Source organism: Mesorhizobium sp. W050, assembly GCF_054719535.1.
Window position 1 is genome coordinate 903,987 of record NZ_JBTTIH010000001.1, and the last position, 17,038, is coordinate 921,024.

Annotated in this window: 15 protein-coding genes and 1 pseudogene; 8 read left to right on the forward strand and 8 right to left on the reverse strand. The window is 58.6% G+C overall.

Annotated features, from left to right (window positions below):
- Positions 1-95: 95 nt before the first annotated feature.
- The 6 genes from terL to ACYG9Y_RS04380 all read right to left on the reverse strand — a co-directional run bounded on the left by terL (position 96) and on the right by ACYG9Y_RS04380 (position 5,623).
- A complete protein-coding gene (gene terL / locus ACYG9Y_RS04355) occupies positions 96-1,550 on the reverse strand; it encodes a phage terminase large subunit (protein ID WP_460222760.1) in 1,455 nt (484 codons plus the stop codon).
- Positions 1,547-1,996 carry a DUF5681 domain-containing protein gene (locus ACYG9Y_RS04360; protein WP_023748222.1) on the reverse strand — a complete coding sequence of 150 codons (450 nt, stop codon included), beginning with the start codon at positions 1,994-1,996 and terminating at the stop codon, positions 1,547-1,549. The genes terL and ACYG9Y_RS04360 overlap by 4 nt, the downstream gene beginning before the upstream one ends.
- Complete coding sequence (locus ACYG9Y_RS04365) at positions 1,993-2,754, reverse strand: DNA-methyltransferase (RefSeq protein WP_460222763.1); 762 nt, start codon at positions 2,752-2,754, stop codon at positions 1,993-1,995. The genes ACYG9Y_RS04360 and ACYG9Y_RS04365 overlap by 4 nt, the downstream gene beginning before the upstream one ends.
- Positions 2,640-3,371 (reverse strand): ParB/Srx family N-terminal domain-containing protein, encoded by a 732-nt coding sequence (locus tag ACYG9Y_RS04370; RefSeq protein WP_460222759.1) that lies wholly within the window; start codon positions 3,369-3,371, stop codon positions 2,640-2,642. The genes ACYG9Y_RS04365 and ACYG9Y_RS04370 overlap by 115 nt, the downstream gene beginning before the upstream one ends.
- A 601-nt stretch (positions 3,372-3,972) precedes the next feature.
- Positions 3,973-4,350, reverse strand: coding sequence for a hypothetical protein (locus tag ACYG9Y_RS04375; RefSeq protein ID WP_023740378.1), 378 nt, complete (start codon positions 4,348-4,350; stop codon positions 3,973-3,975).
- A gap of 397 nt (positions 4,351-4,747) precedes the next feature.
- Entirely contained in the window at positions 4,748-5,623 is an 876-nt protein-coding gene (locus ACYG9Y_RS04380; RefSeq protein WP_156942352.1) for a PDDEXK family nuclease, read from the reverse strand.
- A gap of 1,245 nt (positions 5,624-6,868) precedes the next feature.
- On the opposite strand from ACYG9Y_RS04380, the gene ACYG9Y_RS04385 reads away from it, so the two are divergent.
- Both ACYG9Y_RS04385 and ACYG9Y_RS04390 read left to right on the forward strand, forming a co-directional pair.
- Complete coding sequence (locus tag ACYG9Y_RS04385; protein WP_023741392.1) at positions 6,869-7,600, forward strand: hypothetical protein; 732 nt, start codon at positions 6,869-6,871, stop codon at positions 7,598-7,600.
- A gap of 418 nt (positions 7,601-8,018) precedes the next feature.
- Positions 8,019-8,111, forward strand: a pseudogene (locus ACYG9Y_RS04390) (KTSC domain-containing protein); the annotation flags it as partial.
- 1,659 nt (positions 8,112-9,770) lie between these two features.
- Here ACYG9Y_RS04390 and ACYG9Y_RS04395 read toward each other — a convergent pair.
- Together ACYG9Y_RS04395 and ACYG9Y_RS04400 are read right to left on the reverse strand one after the other, a co-directional pair.
- Positions 9,771-10,007, reverse strand: coding sequence for a hypothetical protein (locus ACYG9Y_RS04395; RefSeq protein ID WP_444849058.1), 237 nt, complete (start codon positions 10,005-10,007; stop codon positions 9,771-9,773).
- Positions 10,004-10,153 (reverse strand): hypothetical protein, encoded by a 150-nt coding sequence (locus tag ACYG9Y_RS04400; RefSeq protein WP_023707523.1) that lies wholly within the window; start codon positions 10,151-10,153, stop codon positions 10,004-10,006. Before ACYG9Y_RS04400 ends, ACYG9Y_RS04395 begins: the two co-directional genes overlap by 4 nt.
- An 816-nt stretch (positions 10,154-10,969) precedes the next feature.
- Between ACYG9Y_RS04400 and ACYG9Y_RS04405 the strand changes: the two genes are divergently transcribed.
- The 6 genes from ACYG9Y_RS04405 to ACYG9Y_RS04430 all read left to right on the forward strand — a co-directional run bounded on the left by ACYG9Y_RS04405 (position 10,970) and on the right by ACYG9Y_RS04430 (position 16,581).
- Positions 10,970-11,161: a hypothetical protein gene (locus ACYG9Y_RS04405; RefSeq protein WP_460223103.1), complete on the forward strand. Its 192-nt coding sequence runs from the start codon at positions 10,970-10,972 to the stop codon at positions 11,159-11,161.
- 607 nt (positions 11,162-11,768) lie between these two features.
- Entirely contained in the window at positions 11,769-12,974 is a 1,206-nt protein-coding gene (locus ACYG9Y_RS04410) for a pilus assembly protein TadG-related protein (protein WP_348625804.1), read from the forward strand.
- Between the two features lie 4 nt (positions 12,975-12,978).
- Positions 12,979-13,419: a TadE/TadG family type IV pilus assembly protein gene (locus ACYG9Y_RS04415; protein ID WP_023740329.1), complete on the forward strand. Its 441-nt coding sequence runs from the start codon at positions 12,979-12,981 to the stop codon at positions 13,417-13,419.
- On the forward strand, positions 13,409-13,819 hold the full coding sequence (locus ACYG9Y_RS04420) for a TadE/TadG family type IV pilus assembly protein (protein WP_023708223.1): 411 nt from the start codon (positions 13,409-13,411) through the stop codon (positions 13,817-13,819). Before ACYG9Y_RS04415 ends, ACYG9Y_RS04420 begins: the two co-directional genes overlap by 11 nt.
- A gap of 1,425 nt (positions 13,820-15,244) precedes the next feature.
- Positions 15,245-15,487, forward strand: coding sequence for a hypothetical protein (locus ACYG9Y_RS04425; RefSeq protein WP_156942351.1), 243 nt, complete (start codon positions 15,245-15,247; stop codon positions 15,485-15,487).
- A gap of 719 nt (positions 15,488-16,206) precedes the next feature.
- Complete coding sequence (locus ACYG9Y_RS04430; RefSeq protein ID WP_245260499.1) at positions 16,207-16,581, forward strand: VanZ family protein; 375 nt, start codon at positions 16,207-16,209, stop codon at positions 16,579-16,581.
- Positions 16,582-17,038: the final 457 nt, after the last annotated feature.

Genomic DNA, 17,038 nt, shown 5'->3' on the forward strand with positions numbered 1-17,038 from the left:
ACATCAATGTCCGCTTCTGGTGAATGGACGGGAGCGTCGCAATGGCCGAAATTGGGCGCATAGCTGACATTTGGCCCAGACTTTGGAGCAGGACTTCAAAATTTGCCGAAATAGAACCTCCCCGTCGGCTTGTCGTCCTTCATCCAAATCAGCGCCTGGGTCATGGAGTCGACCTGGTCGTCGTGCTTTCCGTGCGGAAATGCGAGCACCTCAAGCAGGAAGTCATCTCTCCAATGCGCGTCTTTCGGAAGATTGACGTTGCCGTTTTCGATCATTGCGGCAACACGTGACAGCCGGCTTTCCTTGTCGGTTCTGGCTTTTACCGGCGTGGTGCTGATGTCCTGGCTTTCCAAGTCGGCGATGAGACTTGAGCCGGAACCCGCATCCTCAATGAGGATGATGTCGGGGGAGTGCTCCAGAAGGGAGTTTTTTACCGCCTTGATGAGGTCTGGGTAAGCTGCCCGGACGCGGACGAGATCGAGGAGATAATAGTTGTTGTCGTCTTTGGCCCATGTCGTTCCGACGGAGTAATCGCTGGAGGGGTCGCCCTTGAGGGCGGTGTCCCAGCTTTGAACGATGGTCATAGAACGACGGTCGAACTGATGCGGATCGTAGTCGCGAAACCACACCCTCTTGACCATGTTGCCGTCCGGTGGGGCAGGGGATTGTTGGTACTGCGCGGAAAAATTGAGCGATCCTAATAGGCGCTTTAGACCGTCCAGTTCGGCGTGTCCCAGACGCGCGGGGTGCAGCAAGTCGCCAAGCTTGCGATCGTGCCAGCGATTTACACCTGTCTGGACGCGTTCGTCCTGCTCGGCAATCGCCGACAGGTTCAAATGCTCCCAGCCGCCAGTCTCCAGAAGCACGCCTGCTAGGTCGTCGACATGCAATCTTTGCATGACAAGGACGACGGCACCGGCAGCCGGATTGTCGAAGCGCGACATCAAAGTCGTGCGAACCCAGTCGGCGCACCTATTGCGAGCCGATTCCGAATGCGCTTCATCTGCCTTCAAGGGGTCATCGATAATGATGATGTCGCCACCCCGGCCGGTTAGCTGACCACCGGTCGAGGTCGCCAGGCGTCCACCGCCGAGCGTGGTCTGCAGTTCATTTTCAGTGTTCTTGCGCGGGCTAACGTTGAAGGTCGGAAACATCGACCGGTACCAGGCGGTGTTGACGACCGTTCGAAAGTCGTTGGCGTGCTTGACCGCAAGAGGTTGAGCATAAGAGACGCAGATCATTTTCTTCGACGGATCGCGGCCAAGAATCCATGCCGGGAACGCGACCGAGGTGGTGACCGACTTCAACGATCTCGGTGGCATCGTAATGATCAGGCGCTTGCAATTGCCCGCGGATACGCGCTCGAGCTGATGCGCAATGGCGCGGATGTGCCAGTTGGGCAAATACTTGGCGCCTGGATCGACAGCGGAGAAAGCCAGGGCCACGAAGGTCGCCAGGTCAACGCGGGCCGCGCCCAACAGCAGCTGAAGGGCAGTCGGTGCAACGGGCGAGGAGGATGGTCGGCCCGGTAGGGAGAGGGGGGCGTTCATTCCTCATCTCCTTGATCGCCGGTCTTGGAAGGGGTCTCGGTATCGTTCTCTGACGAGTCCTTGTGGTCGAGATAATCCCGCATCATCTCGACCATCGTTTGTGGATCGAACACGTCAACCTCCGCATCGGGTTGCCGGCTTTCCTCAAGTTCGGCACAACGGGATGCGAGCTGAAGAGCATGGGCCGCCGACCGGAAATCGCCTGACAGCGCGTTGTTGCGCATTTTGAGAAGGATGGCCTCGAGCGCCGTCACCGTCGTCGTCCTGCCATTCTGCTGGATTTGGATCGGCCCAAAGAGCGTCTCGCGTACAATCGTGTTCATGTTCTTTTTGCCTTTCGGCCGGCCTTTCGGATTGCCTGACATTCCTTTCTGGAACCGGGTTTCAGCCGGAGGCTTGCCGTAGCCTATCGAGTAGTCGGCAGATTTCTTTCTCCGGGTGGTCACAGCACGCCTCCCACAGTTTCAGGCGCTGGGGTCGCGGACGCTGTTTTGGCGAGTACGCCGGAAGCTTTGACGCTTCCACGCTGCTCGAACAGTTCCTCGAAAGTCTCGCCCGTGGTGGCGAGCGTTGCCTGCTTGCCCGTATGCCTTTCGAAGCGGCGGATGATCAGATCGCAATAGACGGGATCGATCTCGATAAGGCGTGCGTGGCGCCCGGTCTTGTGCGATGCGAGTAGCGTGCTGCCCGAGCCGCCAAAAGGGTCCAGCACGACGTCGCCGCGGCGGCTGACGTCGAGCAGAGCGTCGGCAACCAGAGCGACAGGTTTGACGGTGGGATGCGCTTCGAGCTCTTCCATTCGCGAGGTGCCAAAGCTGTTGGCGCCGCGATAGGTCCAGACATTGCTGCGGTGACGTCCATGTTTGCCGAGTTCAACGTTATTGCGATGCGGCTCCTTGCCATTCCTGAACACCAGCACCAGTTCGTGCTGAGAGCGGTAGAGGCTGCCCATGCCGGCATTAGTCTTGTTCCAGACGCACAGATTGAGCAGATCGCCGAACGTCTGTTTACCCGCCAATGTGGTCTCTGCGATATGACGCCAATCCATGCACACGAAGGCGATAGCGCCCGGCTTGCTCGACCCAGCAATCAGTGAGAACGACTGTTCCAGGAACCCTGCGAACTCGTCGTCGGACATCTCGCCGGATGCCATTGCAAATTCCCGGTGGCTCGTCTTGCCAAGCCCGCTGACGTGTCCGCCGATCGGAACGTTGTAGGGCGGGTCTGTGAAACAGACGGACGCCTTCTCCCCTGCATCAGCGTCTCGAAATTCTCTTTCGAAAGCGCGTTGCCGCAAAGCAATCGATGTTCGCCGAGCAGAAACAGATCGCCGGGCCGCGTTATTGCTGGTCCTGCTGATTGCTCCGGAAGGCCCGTTTCATCCTCTTCCGATTCATCATCCTGATTGTTCGGCGAGAACTCGCTGATGATCAGATCGACCTCTGGGATGTCGAAGCCGGTGAGGCTCACATCGAAGTCGAGGTCGACCAGCGCCTGCAACTCGATGGCCAGGATCTGCTTGTCCCAGCCGGCCTTCTCGGCGATGCGATTGTCGGCAACTATGTAGGCGCGCTTCTGCGCCTCATTGAGATGGGTGATTGAGAGGGTTGGAACTTCCTTCCAACCCAGCAGGCGCGCTGCTGAGAGCCGGCCATGGCCGGCAAGGACGTTGTTCTTCTCGTCGACCAAAACCGGATTGGTGAAACCGAATTTTTCGATGGAGTGGGCAATTTGTCGGATTTGTTTCTTGGAGTGGGTGCGAGCATTGTTGCGGTAGGGGGTGAGTGCGTCCATCGAAACTGTGGTGATTTTGGTGGCCATTTGATCCTCTGAAATTCGTGCGCGCCGCATGGTAACGCGCCTGTGAGGTCGCAGAATCGACGATTCGAAAAAACCATCTAAATTAGCCATACCCGGAATTCACAGAGTGTTTCGGCAGCGTTCGAGCTAGGATTCACAAATCACCGATTTTGTGTAAGTATGGGGCAACAAAAAATTTTGTCGGCTCCTTGCGATACAGCGATTGCCGACAAACTGTTTTGCTCCCCCTTTCGGAACTAGCTATCAACTATTTCGATATGCGAACAACTGCGGAAAGCGGCCTTGATGGCGCTCTGCTTGAGGCGCGAGGCGGTTTGCCCTGGCTTGTCTGGGGCACACGCCAAAAATAGCGGTTCTCGATCTATACAACTAGATAGCGTAGGAGAGTTTTCTGACGCCGTCGCGACAGGTTGACCGGCACGGATAGAGGCAGCCGAATGTTCAAAGGCTTCGTTGATCCCCCGTCGCCTTGGACACCGCTCCGCGAATGGATTGCGTTTGCGACGATATACTGACGGTCGAGCCGCGAACCGCCGATGTGCAAGAGTACATTGATCAGGCAGATGCGGAATCGAGCGTCGGAAGGGCAAGAGCTCATTGCCTAAGCGGCGTTCTGGTTGAGACGCGAAGCCAATGCTTTCGCCTCGGCTGGAGACAGCCGACTGAGCCTCACTCGCAGCGCCTCGCAAAGTTCGTCGAGTATCGGGTCGCTATCTTCGGAGCCCATATGACGATGCGCTCGATGCTGGAAGAACAGACAGAGCCAAAGGTCGAGCGCGCTGCCGTCCCATTTGCCAATCTTGCGAGCTTGCTCCGACATTCCGATGGCAAGGCCGGCAAGAGGGTCCATTCCTCCGGCGACGTCGTACCCGTTCAGGAAATGGGCGAAGCGCCCTGACTGATCCCACTCGAAGGGCCCGGGCATCGCCGAGAAGTCGCCCTTCAAGGCCAGTCGTTCCCACTTGAGAAGCCGTGTCATTCGGCGGCTTCCGCCAGCACGCTAAGCCGAGGCCGGATCAGAGAGACAAATCGATTTGCAGCATCACAGAGCCAGTCGAGTTGCTGTTCCTCGTCAGCGAAGGTCGACCGCGGTCTGAATACGCCGAGTTCGGTATAGAACGGTGCGGCGGATTTCAACCTTGCTGCCAAATCGAGGCCGCTTTCGCTGCGCAGCTCTGCAATGTGGGCGTCGAACTCATCGAAAAGAACTTACCCATCCTCGTCCCTGAAGGTCAGAAACAAACCCACTTCAGCCTTTGCGCCAGTGGAGCGAAAACCTGTAATCCAGCCTAGGGGCTTTGAGAGCGGTATCCTGACCCAGTTGTCGCCACTGTGACGCGCTGGCAACTGGTCGGAATGATCGAATTGAACGTGGTCTATGAACCGTTGCCAGAACGCACGATTGACGCTTCGCCGACTGCCGCTTTCCGGATCAACAACGCTCTCCATCGTTTCGCTGGCTTCTGAGGCGCGATTTCCTGCGTCTCCAGCTGGAGCGGCACGCCGCCGCCGTCGACCAAAACTCTTTGCTGAAGGACTTTAGTCCGCAAGGGCACTATTGGTAACACGACAATGGTACCCGAAGCCGCCTGCCACAATTGGATCTCAAGCAGTGTCAGCTGAGCTAGGCCCGCACCTTGCGAATTAAGATGTTCGGCAATCGCGTGCGTGTCCGAGCGAATGCCATCTCCGGCAATGATGAGCTGAAAGTCACCCAGCTTTAGCGACCGCGTTACCGCATCCACGAATGAAGCCTCTTCAAGATCTGGCCACCGGAGCTTCGCCGCGGCAAAGATTGGGTTCGGCTCATGGGATGGCAGCTTGCGTTTAATCCGTGCGGTCAGATCACCGAAGCTCCAGCGTCGCAGCAGCGCGGCATATTCCAGGATTTGCGCCAACACCTCCCGTCGCGCCTGTGGGTTGCGCCAAAGCTTGCACTCAATAATGACCAGTCGGCCGGTCCTTGCGACGCCCAGAATATCCGCGAACACTGTCCCGCCCGCTCGAGGAATGGCGAGTTCCCGGCATAAAGGCACGACATCGCCAAAGCTGCCTTCAAGGCGGTCGGCCACGATCAACTCGGGATGCCGAAACAGCAAATCTTGTAGCCAATGCTCGTCATAAGCATGCTGCGAAAAAGCATTCGAAACTGGCACTCGCCCTCGGGCAGGCGTTTGGTTTGGCATCAGCGAGCGACGGCCCAGGGGCTCGGGAACTGTTGAACTGAAGCCAGAAAATAACAAGGCACTCATTCGAAGGTCACCTTCTCCAATATGCCACCTAGAAATCGTCGTCGAAGATATTTCGATTATATTGGCAGACGTTCACCAGACTTGTGAGGTGGACTTGCGCTCGATCGGGAACGACAGTCAACTCGAATTGTCGAGTCCATTTCCCCTAGGTGAGCGAATTGGGCCACGGCGCCAAATGTCTCATAATATGCAGTCGGGAACATAGCCGGGTGGCGGCGCAAATCGCGTATGCCGAACAATAGAAATCCGGACAGAGTTTCCGGACACAGCACCTGCGAAACAACCCGCTGTGCTACGGCCGCCACAAGCTGTCCGAAAACGGTCGATTTCTGGACATCGCAATGTCGTGTGTCGTAACGCGCTATCTCGGCTCGAGGACCAATTCAGGTACGCTCCTGACATTAGCTATTGAGCATAGATCCGTGCGTCCCGGAAAGCGGACGCGGCACGATCCGGGTTAGGCGAGTAAGATTCGCTCGATGACGGCGGCGCGCGCGGAACCGTCGCAACCAAGTATGAAGCTGTTGCTGGAGCCGAGCGGGCATTGACGCGGCCATTGCCGGAGCAGATCGGCGCTAGGACGGCCAAGCAGCCTTTGTCGCGGGGGGACACTTTGCGGCGGGCGGGCCGCTGGGCCCGACCGGTGAGACTCAGCGCCGGCCAGCAAACAATATGCGCACGCCTGCCAATGCCAACGAATCATACAAACGGGGGAAGGAAGCGATCTAACCAGCGATCCCCATTTCCGATGCCAGCGCCTAAGCCTTTTATGAGAGCTAAGCGCAGCTTGCCGGCCGCAGCATGGTCCCAATTTGGGACGAATAGTTTGGCACCCATATTGCACCCACATCTTTCGCCGGCTGATCCCCGGTCCTGATCGCGTACTCTGATCAGGTGTAAGGCTCGCCGGGCTCGAGGTAGTTGGGGTCTTCGCCCGGCGAGTTGTCTACATTGCGCAGTCGCAGCCACATGGTGACGCCATACTCCGCAATGCCGCAAGCATTCCGCAGTTGTGCATCGCCCGACCAAGGTCCGATCGGTATGGGACTTCAGTCGCGCAAAAGGCCGATAGGGTCTGCGACTCCGAATTTTTTGTTAAAATTCAGACGGTTACAAAGAGCTTCGCAGTCGTCAGTCGCTCATTGCAACAAGCATTTATCTAAAGTTCATTCAGTCGGATTAGGAAACTCTTATAAGCCGCTCTATAGCGAATCGTCGAGGTGGCTATTCGCCTGAGGAGGTACCATGACATCCCGAAAAACGCTGTTGGCAGCGCTTGCCGCGCTTGCGCTAGTGACCGCTCCTGCTTTCGCTGGCGCGGGTGGAAACGGTGGTGGTCACGGCAACGGTGGTGGTCACGGCAATGGTGGTGGTCACGGCAATGGCGGTGGTCACGGCAATAGCGGCAAGTCCGGCAACAGCGGCGGGAAGTCCGGCAACAGCGCTTCGCACGGCAAGTCGGCATCGGCTCACGCCGGAAAGAAGGCCTCGGCCGACGACCAGGTCGCCGTCGACGACATTGAGGTCGCCGCGACGCCCAAGGAAAAGAACATTCACGCCAAGCTTGGCCGGCTGAACTCGCTGCAGCGCAATATCAACGCCTATATGCATTCCAAGAGCAAGAAATTCGCCGGCATTCAGGCTTATGTGACAGCTTCGGCCGCCGCCAAGGGCGCCCAAGCCGCGGTAGATGCCGCCCAAGCCGAAGTCGACGCGTTGAACGCCAAATTGAACGACCCGAATACTCCGGCCGACCAAGTCCCGACCCAGGAGCAGATCGATGCAGCGCAGGCGGCGCTCGATGCGGCCAATATAGCGGCGGCCGATGCTGCTGCCGCCGTCCCATCGCTGGATGACGCGCTCGCCGATATGGCCAACAAGCCGGTAGACGCCGAGGTCACCGAATGGGCCAATGGCGTGCTTGCCGAGAAGATCGACGAGATGGCTTCCAAACAGGATCCTGCGCCAACGCCGTAAGACCGGTCAGCGCTGAAACGACCCTAGTCGAACGTGCAAGCCGCCGGGTCACACCCCCGGCGGCAGGGCGACGACGAGCTTGCCACCTTATTCTCCTCTTTGAGGGCGACCCTAAACAAGCGGAGTCGCTACCGACGCGTAGGAACAAAAGTGCCGAAATACCGTGTTGAGGAGATGGCATGCGATGCCGTGACGGCCACCCACACCGTCAACGCGAAAACTCCGATCAGGGCGGCGCGCGAAGCGACGGAACGCGACGTCATTCTACGCCCGGCCACATCTTCGAATACAGCTCAGCCCGTAGGGCGGTCCATACCCGGCTGGCCGACGGCCCATGCCGTCGACCTCGATGCGCAAGTTCGACTATTGACCCGGACCAGGGTTCTCTCGGTCTGGTTTTGAGCCAAGGGGGAAGCAATACGATTTCCTGGACGTGCCGCTTGAGGCATTTGTCGCGTTCAAATCTGCCTTCGCCAAGGGCCGCTATTTCAACAATCACATCCGCAACTAACTATGCATTCCGACTCGCCCAAGATCCGACTCGCCCAAGAAAAGGCTGCAGGCTCGTTGGACGATTAAGGGAGGTACTATCCGAAAAAACGGCCCGCGCTGATCGAAGGGCGCGCAGGCCGGACCGTTGCCGCCGGTCGGCAGCGGGAGGCATCCATTCCGGCCGGTGCAAACCGGCCTCTCCCGGCACAATTAGCAACCTTCGGCAGTCGTTTTCATCTGTCCAGGGGCTGCGGACTGGGCACTGGTGTCATCCTGTTGACCAGGAGCGGATTGCTTGGCACTGCCACTCTGCTGGCCCGGCGCACAGTCCTTCGCTGAGTTCGAATTGGTCGACTTCGTTGTGGTCGAATCCGTGTTGTTATCTGTCGTCGGCATCGTTGTGGTAGTGGAGGAGCCACTCGACGTTGTCCCTGTTGTCCCTGTCGTCCCCGCGAACGCAAGCCCGCTGGAAACAGCCATCATGGCAGTGGCAAAAAGAAGCCGTTTCATTCTTCATCTCCTAATGACAAGTAATGTCCCTTCCATTCGATAACGGGGGATGCGAAGGATCGGTTCCGATGCGACCTTGTGTTGACCGGCAGCTTTGGGGCGGCCGTTAGCGGACTGGCAGCCTTCAGGCGGCGGATCTTCGGTAGCTGACATTCCGGCTAGCGCGGACATCGCCTTCCCCATGGGCAGAAATTATTCTCCTGGGGCCCGCCCACGTTTCTCTCAAGCCTCCGATTTCATGACCGACAGGTTATCACGATGTGTCTGAAAGTGCAGAAGCTGATCGTCGCCCCTTGGTTGTGCAGCCCTTCAGCCGTGGGCCAACCTCCCAACACCCTTGAAAAGGACTTGAAGTCGTCCCGCACCAGAGCGAACGTCTTCGCATGATCGGGATAACACGACAAAATACATGAGCCGGCTCTGTGCCGGTGTGGGCATGGGCCTTCTCCCAAGTAGTCGGGCGAAAGCCTGATGATCGCTCCCAAGCGCCTCGTGCCTGTTTGTTTTTGATTTTTCGAGGCGACCGCAGCAGTGTGCGCTCGTTAGCAGGCAATGGCAACCGGCCAGGCAATTGCAGCATCCACGCTGCGCACGCCGCCCTGACCGCGCGTGCCGGTCCCCTGGCGTCGGTCGGCCGCTACTTCAGTGTTTCTGGTTGACAATCGTGGCGGCCTCACTGCATTTTTCGCGTTGAGGGACAAACGTGGGGACCCTGCATGAAGAAGCCTTATCAGAAGCCTGAATTAAAGAAGCGCGAGAAGCTCTCGGCCGTAACGGCTGTGTGCACGCCATCAACCTGCACCGATGAGTGACAACATTTAGACCGGCGCTTTGCCGAATTCGCTAGAGAGGGACTGCCGTGAAGAAAGAATACAGCAAGCCAGTACTGGCCAAACGTGGGCGTCTCAGCGCAGTGACAGCGCAATCGGCACCCAGTGTTGAACCCAGAGCAACTTAGGCAAACTACGGCCCTGCAACAAAGCTCACTTACTTCGGCGGTGGGCTTTTCCGCGTCTAGGTGCCGAAACCTACCTTCGCATGCCTGTCACAACGAGCCAGGCGGCTTCCGTGCTCGGTCTCCGCACTTCAGGGTCGCTGAACCCTGCCTCTCGCAAGGCAGCAATGACCTCATCCGGCTCGTGAGGTGTAAAAATATCGGCCGGCATGTTCATCCGGTCCATATGCGCCTTCGGGAGGAAGCCAAGCACGACGCGACCGCCTGGTTTGAGGACGCGATGGAGCTCTGCGGATCCAGCTCGAAGGCTTTGCCAGAAGTACACTGTGGGACGCTGAGAGCCTTGTCGAATGTGCTATCCGGCAAGGGCAAGTCCTCGACTAGCCCGGTTCGGAACTCGGCTCGTCCGGCACGCACTGCATCGGCGAACCGGTGGGAGGCAGCGTTCACGACATCCTGCGAGCGATCAACACCGCAAACGAATGCTGCCCCACCGAGAAGGTGCGGCAGTAAAACGCGCCGCCGAAACCGACCTCCACGGCACGATCTTCCAGGACCAGTTGCAATTCATCGAGAGCGTAGCTTGAGCCGAGCATTGCCCCGGTTCATTCCGGCCCGGACCAGCCAGCCGCCGATTCCGGTCGGCCAAGGACAGTGGTTTCGCTATAAATCGTGGCGCCATCCGATCCCACCCGTATTCGGGTCTAGCCACCATGCGCCTACAAGCGGCGGCCCCACAAACGCTGCTTCGATAGCGATGATCAGTTGGGTTGTGCTGCGCTCTTAGGCGTCGAATTCCAGCGGCTGGTGGACCGGTTGCTCGTGCCACATCACTCGGCGGAAATCGCGACGGTCTACCTTTTGCGCGCAAATGGGGCGCGCATAGAAATGCTCTTCCCAGTCAGGTCATGTGGCTTGCCGGGCATGGGCGGTCCGAGGTCGGCTATTCTGGTCATGCCCGACCGAACCCGTCGCAGCGGCAAAAGTTCCGGAAAGGCGTGCCTGTTGCCCGATCGCCCGCTCGCATTTTTTGTACCATATATTCGTGGCTTCCATTAGCATCCTCTCATGGCAACTCTGCGGTACGGCGTAAGGCGGGAACCGGATGGGACGTGGACGGTATTCGACGTGTTCACCGGGCTGCCGGCTATTGTAGCGGGCCACCCATCTGTCGACCTTCCCGACATCGAGTATGCCGAAGAACTGGCGGCCATCCTGAATGCCAACGACCTAAAGCAGAGGCTATCTCACGGAAGGTTCCCGGGAGGGTTCGCCTGACTGAGGTGTGATTCGCCCGGCTTCGTACTGCCCATCCAGGGTGGTTCGTCCGATCCGAAAAACCATTTGTTATTGAACTGCCGACTACCAGGGTCTTAAATCGACTTGCCATTGCTTTTCGTAGGGAGGATGTGATGAGCAACGTGGTGCCAATCCGCAAGGCGTTGCCTCGCGTGGAAGTGGTCGGAGCCAGTGGCGAATGGGTCGTGCGCATCATAGAGACCGACCAGGAAATTACACGCTCATTCGGCCTGGAATTGTTTGCGCTGTCCTTCGCTGAAGGCCAGCGGATACGGCTACATCTCGACAAGGTTGTGCGGCTTTAGGACCCTCCTGCGGATGGGTAACCTCAGGGCCGCGACGGTGATGGCCCATGGATGTGCTTGAACAGGAGATTGCCGATCTCCTGCATTGCCGTCATATCCGGGTAAGCCGCTAAACGGAGACTTCACCGCAGACGCTGCCGAGCAGCGGGATCAACACGAAGCTGTCATCCCGAAACTTGCTTACGGTGGTGATCGTGAAATCTTCTGCTCGACAAGCCACACCCATGAGGAGAATGCTTCCGCTGTCCGAACTCACGACCTGGCAATTTGGCGCATGAGCGAAGCGCGATCGACCCAAGATACGCCTGTGTGCGGATCTAGGACTCCTGTCGAGGCTCAATAGCGGAACAGCCGCGCAGCCATGTGGCTCCCAATCACGGACGGTCAGATTGCGACCCAAAGCTGCCGGTCAGCAATGCGCCTCCATTGGCCGTAGTGATGACGCCGCATGAAGCACATGCGAGGCGAGGAGGATTTGCAGCACACCTGTTTCGTCTGGCAGGTCGGACTTCCATCGAATCGGAATGGGTTTTTTACACATTCGTTTATCTATTCGTGGTTTCTAATACATATGGCATCCAACGCGTTCACCCGGATTTGGTTTGCTTTGAGCCGCCTAAGGCGCGCCACGAACGGTAACGTTGCCGTCATCGTTGCCTTCACCTTGCCGGTCGTGGTTGGCGGCGCCGGCCTCGGTATGGAGACATCCTTCTGGTATTACAGCAGCCTTAAGCTGCAGGCCGTTGCCGATGCCGCGGCCTATGCCGGTGCGCTCGAGAAAGTCGCGGGTTCCGACAACCCGACCATCATCGCCGCCGCCACGCAGTCCGCGACTTCGAACAATTTCGCCACGCCGGGCACGATCCAGGTCAACACGCCGCCATTGTCCGGCCCGAACACCGCAAAGAAGGCGGTGGAGGTCATCGTCAAGCAGAACCTCGATCGCTACTTCACGGCGATTTTCAACCAGGCGCCCGTTGCCGAACAGGCAAGGGCGGTGGCGCTGATCAATGACGCCTCCAAGGCTTGCGTACTCGCGCTTAGTCAGTCGGCCTCCCAGGCTGCGCTCTTTTCCGGCAACACCACCGTCAACCTCACCGGCTGTTCGGTCATGTCGGACTCGATTGCCTCGGACGCCATAAAGACGCAGGGCTCGGCTGTGCTCAAGGCCGACTGCCTGATCACGGTCGGCGGCATGGTGCTGAACAATCCAGCGACCACGGTCTGCAAGTCCAACATCACCCGAGCCTTGCCGGCAGCCGATCCTTTCTCCGGCTTGGCGACGCCGACAGCAGGCAACCCTTGCAAGAATGTCAACGGCAACAAGACGTCGCAAACACTCCAGCCTGGCACCTACTGTAGCGGCATGAGCCTCAGCGGCAACGTCACCCTGCAGCCCGGCGTCTACGTCGTGCAGGGCGGTATGAAGGTCAACGCCAACGCGGTCGTCGCCGGCAGCGGGGTAACCATCTTCATGGCAGGCAGCAACACCGTCAGCATGAACGGCAACGCCAAGGTGACGCTGAGCGCGCCTACCTCCGGAGCCTATTCCGGCGTGCTGTTCTACGGCGACAGGACCGGGACTGCGGCACAGAGCACCTTCAACGGCACAGCGGACTCGCTTTTGACCGGCGCCATCTATTTTCCCAGGCAGCAGGTCAACTACCTTGGCAACTTCTCGGGGAACGGTGGCTGCACTCAGGTCGTCGCCGACACTATCCAGTGGTCAGGCAGTACGACGATCAAGCAGAACTGCAAAGGCCTCGGGATGGACGACATTCCGGCGGCACTGTCCGTTCAGCTTGTCGAGTAGCGGGATGGGTGGGCGGACCTTGCGCATTGTCCTGGACAAATCCGGGATAGCTGCCGTGGAGTTTGCCATGTTGGTGCCCATCCTGTGCCTCGTCTGCCTCGGCATCGCCGACGGCTGGTCCTACGTGACGAGTTACCTGCAGATGCGCGCGGGCGTCAAAACCGCGGCCAATCTCGTAATGGCCGGCGCGTCCAATGACACCGGAACGCAGGCGGTCGCGCTTTCGAGCTGGAACGACAAGCCCGAGGACGCCGCGGTCGTACTGGTCCGCTCCTATTTGTGCGGCGCCACGGTCGTGGATGCGACCACCATCTGCGGCGGAACGAAGCTGCCGACCGTCTTCGTCCAGATAACGGCGACGGGCACCTGGGTGCCCCCGTTTAACTTCGGTGTCTTCCCGGACCCGCGCGCGATCAGTCATCAGCAGGTGATCCGTGTCCGCTGAAAGGATCGGATCCAGGTGGCGCCGTGACTGCTCCGGCGCAGCCGGGCTGGAATTCGCCTTGATCGCGCCTTTCCTGGTGATGCTTTTGTTCGGAATCTTCGCCTTCGGCTGGGCCATGAATGCCGTGTCGACCGTCCGCTATACACTGGAAACCTCTTCCCGGGCGCTGCAGCTGAACAACACGCTTTCGCAGAGCGACATCCAGGCCATCGCCACGCAGAAATTGGTGAACCTGGGTCTGAAGAACGTCATTGTGACGATCGCGACCGACCCTGCCAGCGGCGGTTTCAAGATGGCGCATCTGACCGCCAGCTATGCTTTCGTCATCGCTTTCCCGTATTTCGACCAGTATCCGATAAATTACGCCACGACTGTCACGGTGCCCCTGGTTGCAAGCTAGGATACGGCCGGCTTGGTTGAGTTGGCGGCCCTGTATTCAGCTTCCCAAGGCAATGCGTCGAAGTCGGGCTTGTGCCCCGCTTCACGGTAGTCAGCCTGAGTGAGGAAACCTGCTTTGTCCCGCGCCACAACGCAAACTAATGGCGGAGTGCCCGGGCACCTATAAACGCCTACAGCTTTTTCCATGCAACAGGTGTGCTACGGGTGCTCGGAGATGTCGTCCTTCATTGCGATGACAGAACATGAGCGAGGATAGTAGCGGCCCGGCATCACTGAAGGTGCGGGTTGGTCAAATTCGTACAACTCTTTTCATTGCAGAGAGAGTTTCGGCGAGCTTATTAATGTGTCGTTTGCCATTGCCTTTTCTGGGAGGCTGCGATGGTTGCAACGCCCATAGATATCGCTCGATCGGCCACTACGGCCACCTGCTCATGCGCCAGAAGTCCATGGCGGAACCCGCCACATTTCGCTGGGACATGGATCAATCGCGCAGGGCCATCCGAGCCTCACGCGAGCTTCTTAAGCGCCTTCGTCAACGTCGTCGCGACGTGGCGCTAGGCTGGGAAGATGCCGACCCGTCTACTGTTGCCGTCTCCGCGTTTCAAGCCGACGTTTTCCGCTCTGCATTCCGAGCCCTAGTAGGGGAAACGGGTACGCGTGAGTGTCAATAACGTGATTTAGCCAAGGCCCTGGTGCGCGATTTCACTGGGTGCGAGCTGATCGAAACTGGCTTGGTGGATTGGATCATCAGCAAGTAGCCGCTGCCCGCCAGCGGCCCAGCAGCCGTCTGCGGGACTTTGCAGCGGGCGCGCTGGGCCTGACCGGTGGGGCGGTGTGGTATCCGCCGGCTGGCGAACATATGCGCCTCCTCCCAACGCCAGCGAAACATCCAAACGAACGAGGTGATCTAACCGCGATCTCGCCATCCAAGGCCAACACATAGGCCGATAGCAAAGGCCTATAATAGCTGAGAGAACGAAAATGGCCGACGCCCATGGTTGGGGAACCCGGGTGGGTAGGCGCCGGCCACAAGCGGAACAGGCCCGCCGCGCCCCACACATGGCTGATTTGTCATCACGTGGTTATGGTGTGATCGCGTAGGGCTAGACCAGCGGAACCTAGTAAACGCCGCTTAGTAAGCGATCCTCGACGCGATCGTTCATCGCCACGACGACTTGGGAAACTTGACGGTTGCAGCCCTCTGCCATGTCGAGCTCAAGTCATGAACATCGGCCCTCCGATCATGAGCAGGCATGCGCCCATCCTACCATATCGCGCTCCCGGTTTCGCAAGGCGCAGCAGCAAGGGGGAGGCGACCAGAGCCGATGTGAAGGGGACTAGGCAGCTAATATTCGCTTGCGCTAATTTAAATGTGCCGTAACGTCATGCTCAGCCTTTTTGGGGAGGAGCAACGGTGGGGAGTATGATGAGAGTAGCTGTGTTTTGCGCGGCGATCGTGATCGCTGGGACTGGTGTCGCTGTTTCCAAGGAGAAGAAGGTGGTGGTGAGTGACGCCACGGACCTTTGCTCTACGAAGCACTCGGCCAAGAAGCAGGTGCTCGAGCTGGACTGCAGGCCGACCGGAACCGCCAAATTGCCGGCCGGTGGAACGCCGGAAAAGCCGCGCCTCGGATACGACACCGATCCGTGGCTGGTTAAAGGCCTTTAGACACTAGTCTAGCCGACGGCAACACAGCGCGGCTAAGGGGAATGTGCGCTGGCGGTGAAGCCTTCTTTGTTCTCTCGTCGGTGGAACATTGTCGCTTGGAAACGCTTCGGACGGTGCACTGCCCCATCAGTGCAACGTTCCCTTCCTTGTTTGCACTGGCCGGCTGCTGAAAGGTGGCCGGCTTTTTTGCATATAACCGCGACCTGATGTTTGAGGCTTGTTGATTGGACAGCAGCGAGTGGCCGCTGCTGGCTTAGCGTCTAGGATTGAAATCTGTAAAGGCGAGATCACCGAGGGAGGGATGACCAGACTAAATAACGGTTTCGTCTGTTAGCCGCGACGCGGGCGATAATTGAATTCAGAAGGGCGTCGGCCGGGCTGCACAGCCGGGCCAAGGCTGGAAAGAGTTCCGCTCCCGCCCAGCCGTGCCCGGCATGATACGCATCGCACCTGGGCGCAAGCGGTACCAACGGCTCGCCTATTCCGCCGCGCCTTTTCGGCAGGAATCCCTCGGCCTCATCACAATGGAGGGCGACATTCGCAGCGCCCTATGGAACCATCCAGAGTGACATGGGCTGTTTCATGGAACTTACTGATGACATCAGGAGGCCTGTTAAGCATGCCAGTTGTTCGCGCTCTTAGCTCAGATGCAGGTTTGACCCTGCCCAGTGCGTCGGTCGGGGAAGCGAGAACTAGGAACCGGGAGTGCTACGAATAGATTGCCGCAGTCGACCTTTTATCAGAGCATGGCAAGGGCTGCCTTTCTCTCCACGTTGGCAGTCGTCCTGTTGCTCGCCCTATTGCCAGACCACCTGCTGCACGCCCTCGGATTGGCCTTTACGTCTCATCACGACAAGCTCAACCACGCCGCTGCGTTCGCCACCTTGTCGGCTTTGGGTAGCCTCGGCTGGCCCCAACAGGTGGTCCGGCTGGCGGTTCTACTTGCTTTAACGGGCGCAGCGATCGAAATCCTTCAATGCGTCACAGGGCGTGACATGAGCGTCTTCGACTGGTTTGCCGACTGCGCCGGAATGGCATACGGGCTGAGAACTATGAGCTGGGTGAAGGAGATTCTAGGGGAACCGGTTATTTGATCGCCACAGGCTCCGCCTTACCGCCGCCGTCTTGGCCCACTTGCCAGCCTCACGCCCGGGGCCGCCCTCGAACCCTCGCTATTTTCAATTTCCGACGCAAAGGCCGACACCAAGGCGAATGGGTTTCAGGGCCGCTCACCATTTAGACTTAGGTCCGATTCTTTCGAGCAAATGGCCGAACCCGGAAACATTTCTCCTTGTACTTTGTTGCAGTGGCCGTGCCCCTGAGGAGAACATGCACAGTGCCTCTATCAAATGAACTGCGCGACGTACCTTTAGAATTCCAATGCCCCCCTGTTCACGCCCTATGGTGAGAAGGGGATCCTGGCTGCAAACGATTGCCGGTTTCAAATGCGATAGCTGCAGGTCCAGAGTGCGGCTCGGCTACGAAGAGAAGCTGGCCATATTCGACCGGCACCTTAAGCGAGCGCGCCGGATCTGGGCCGACGACCAATGG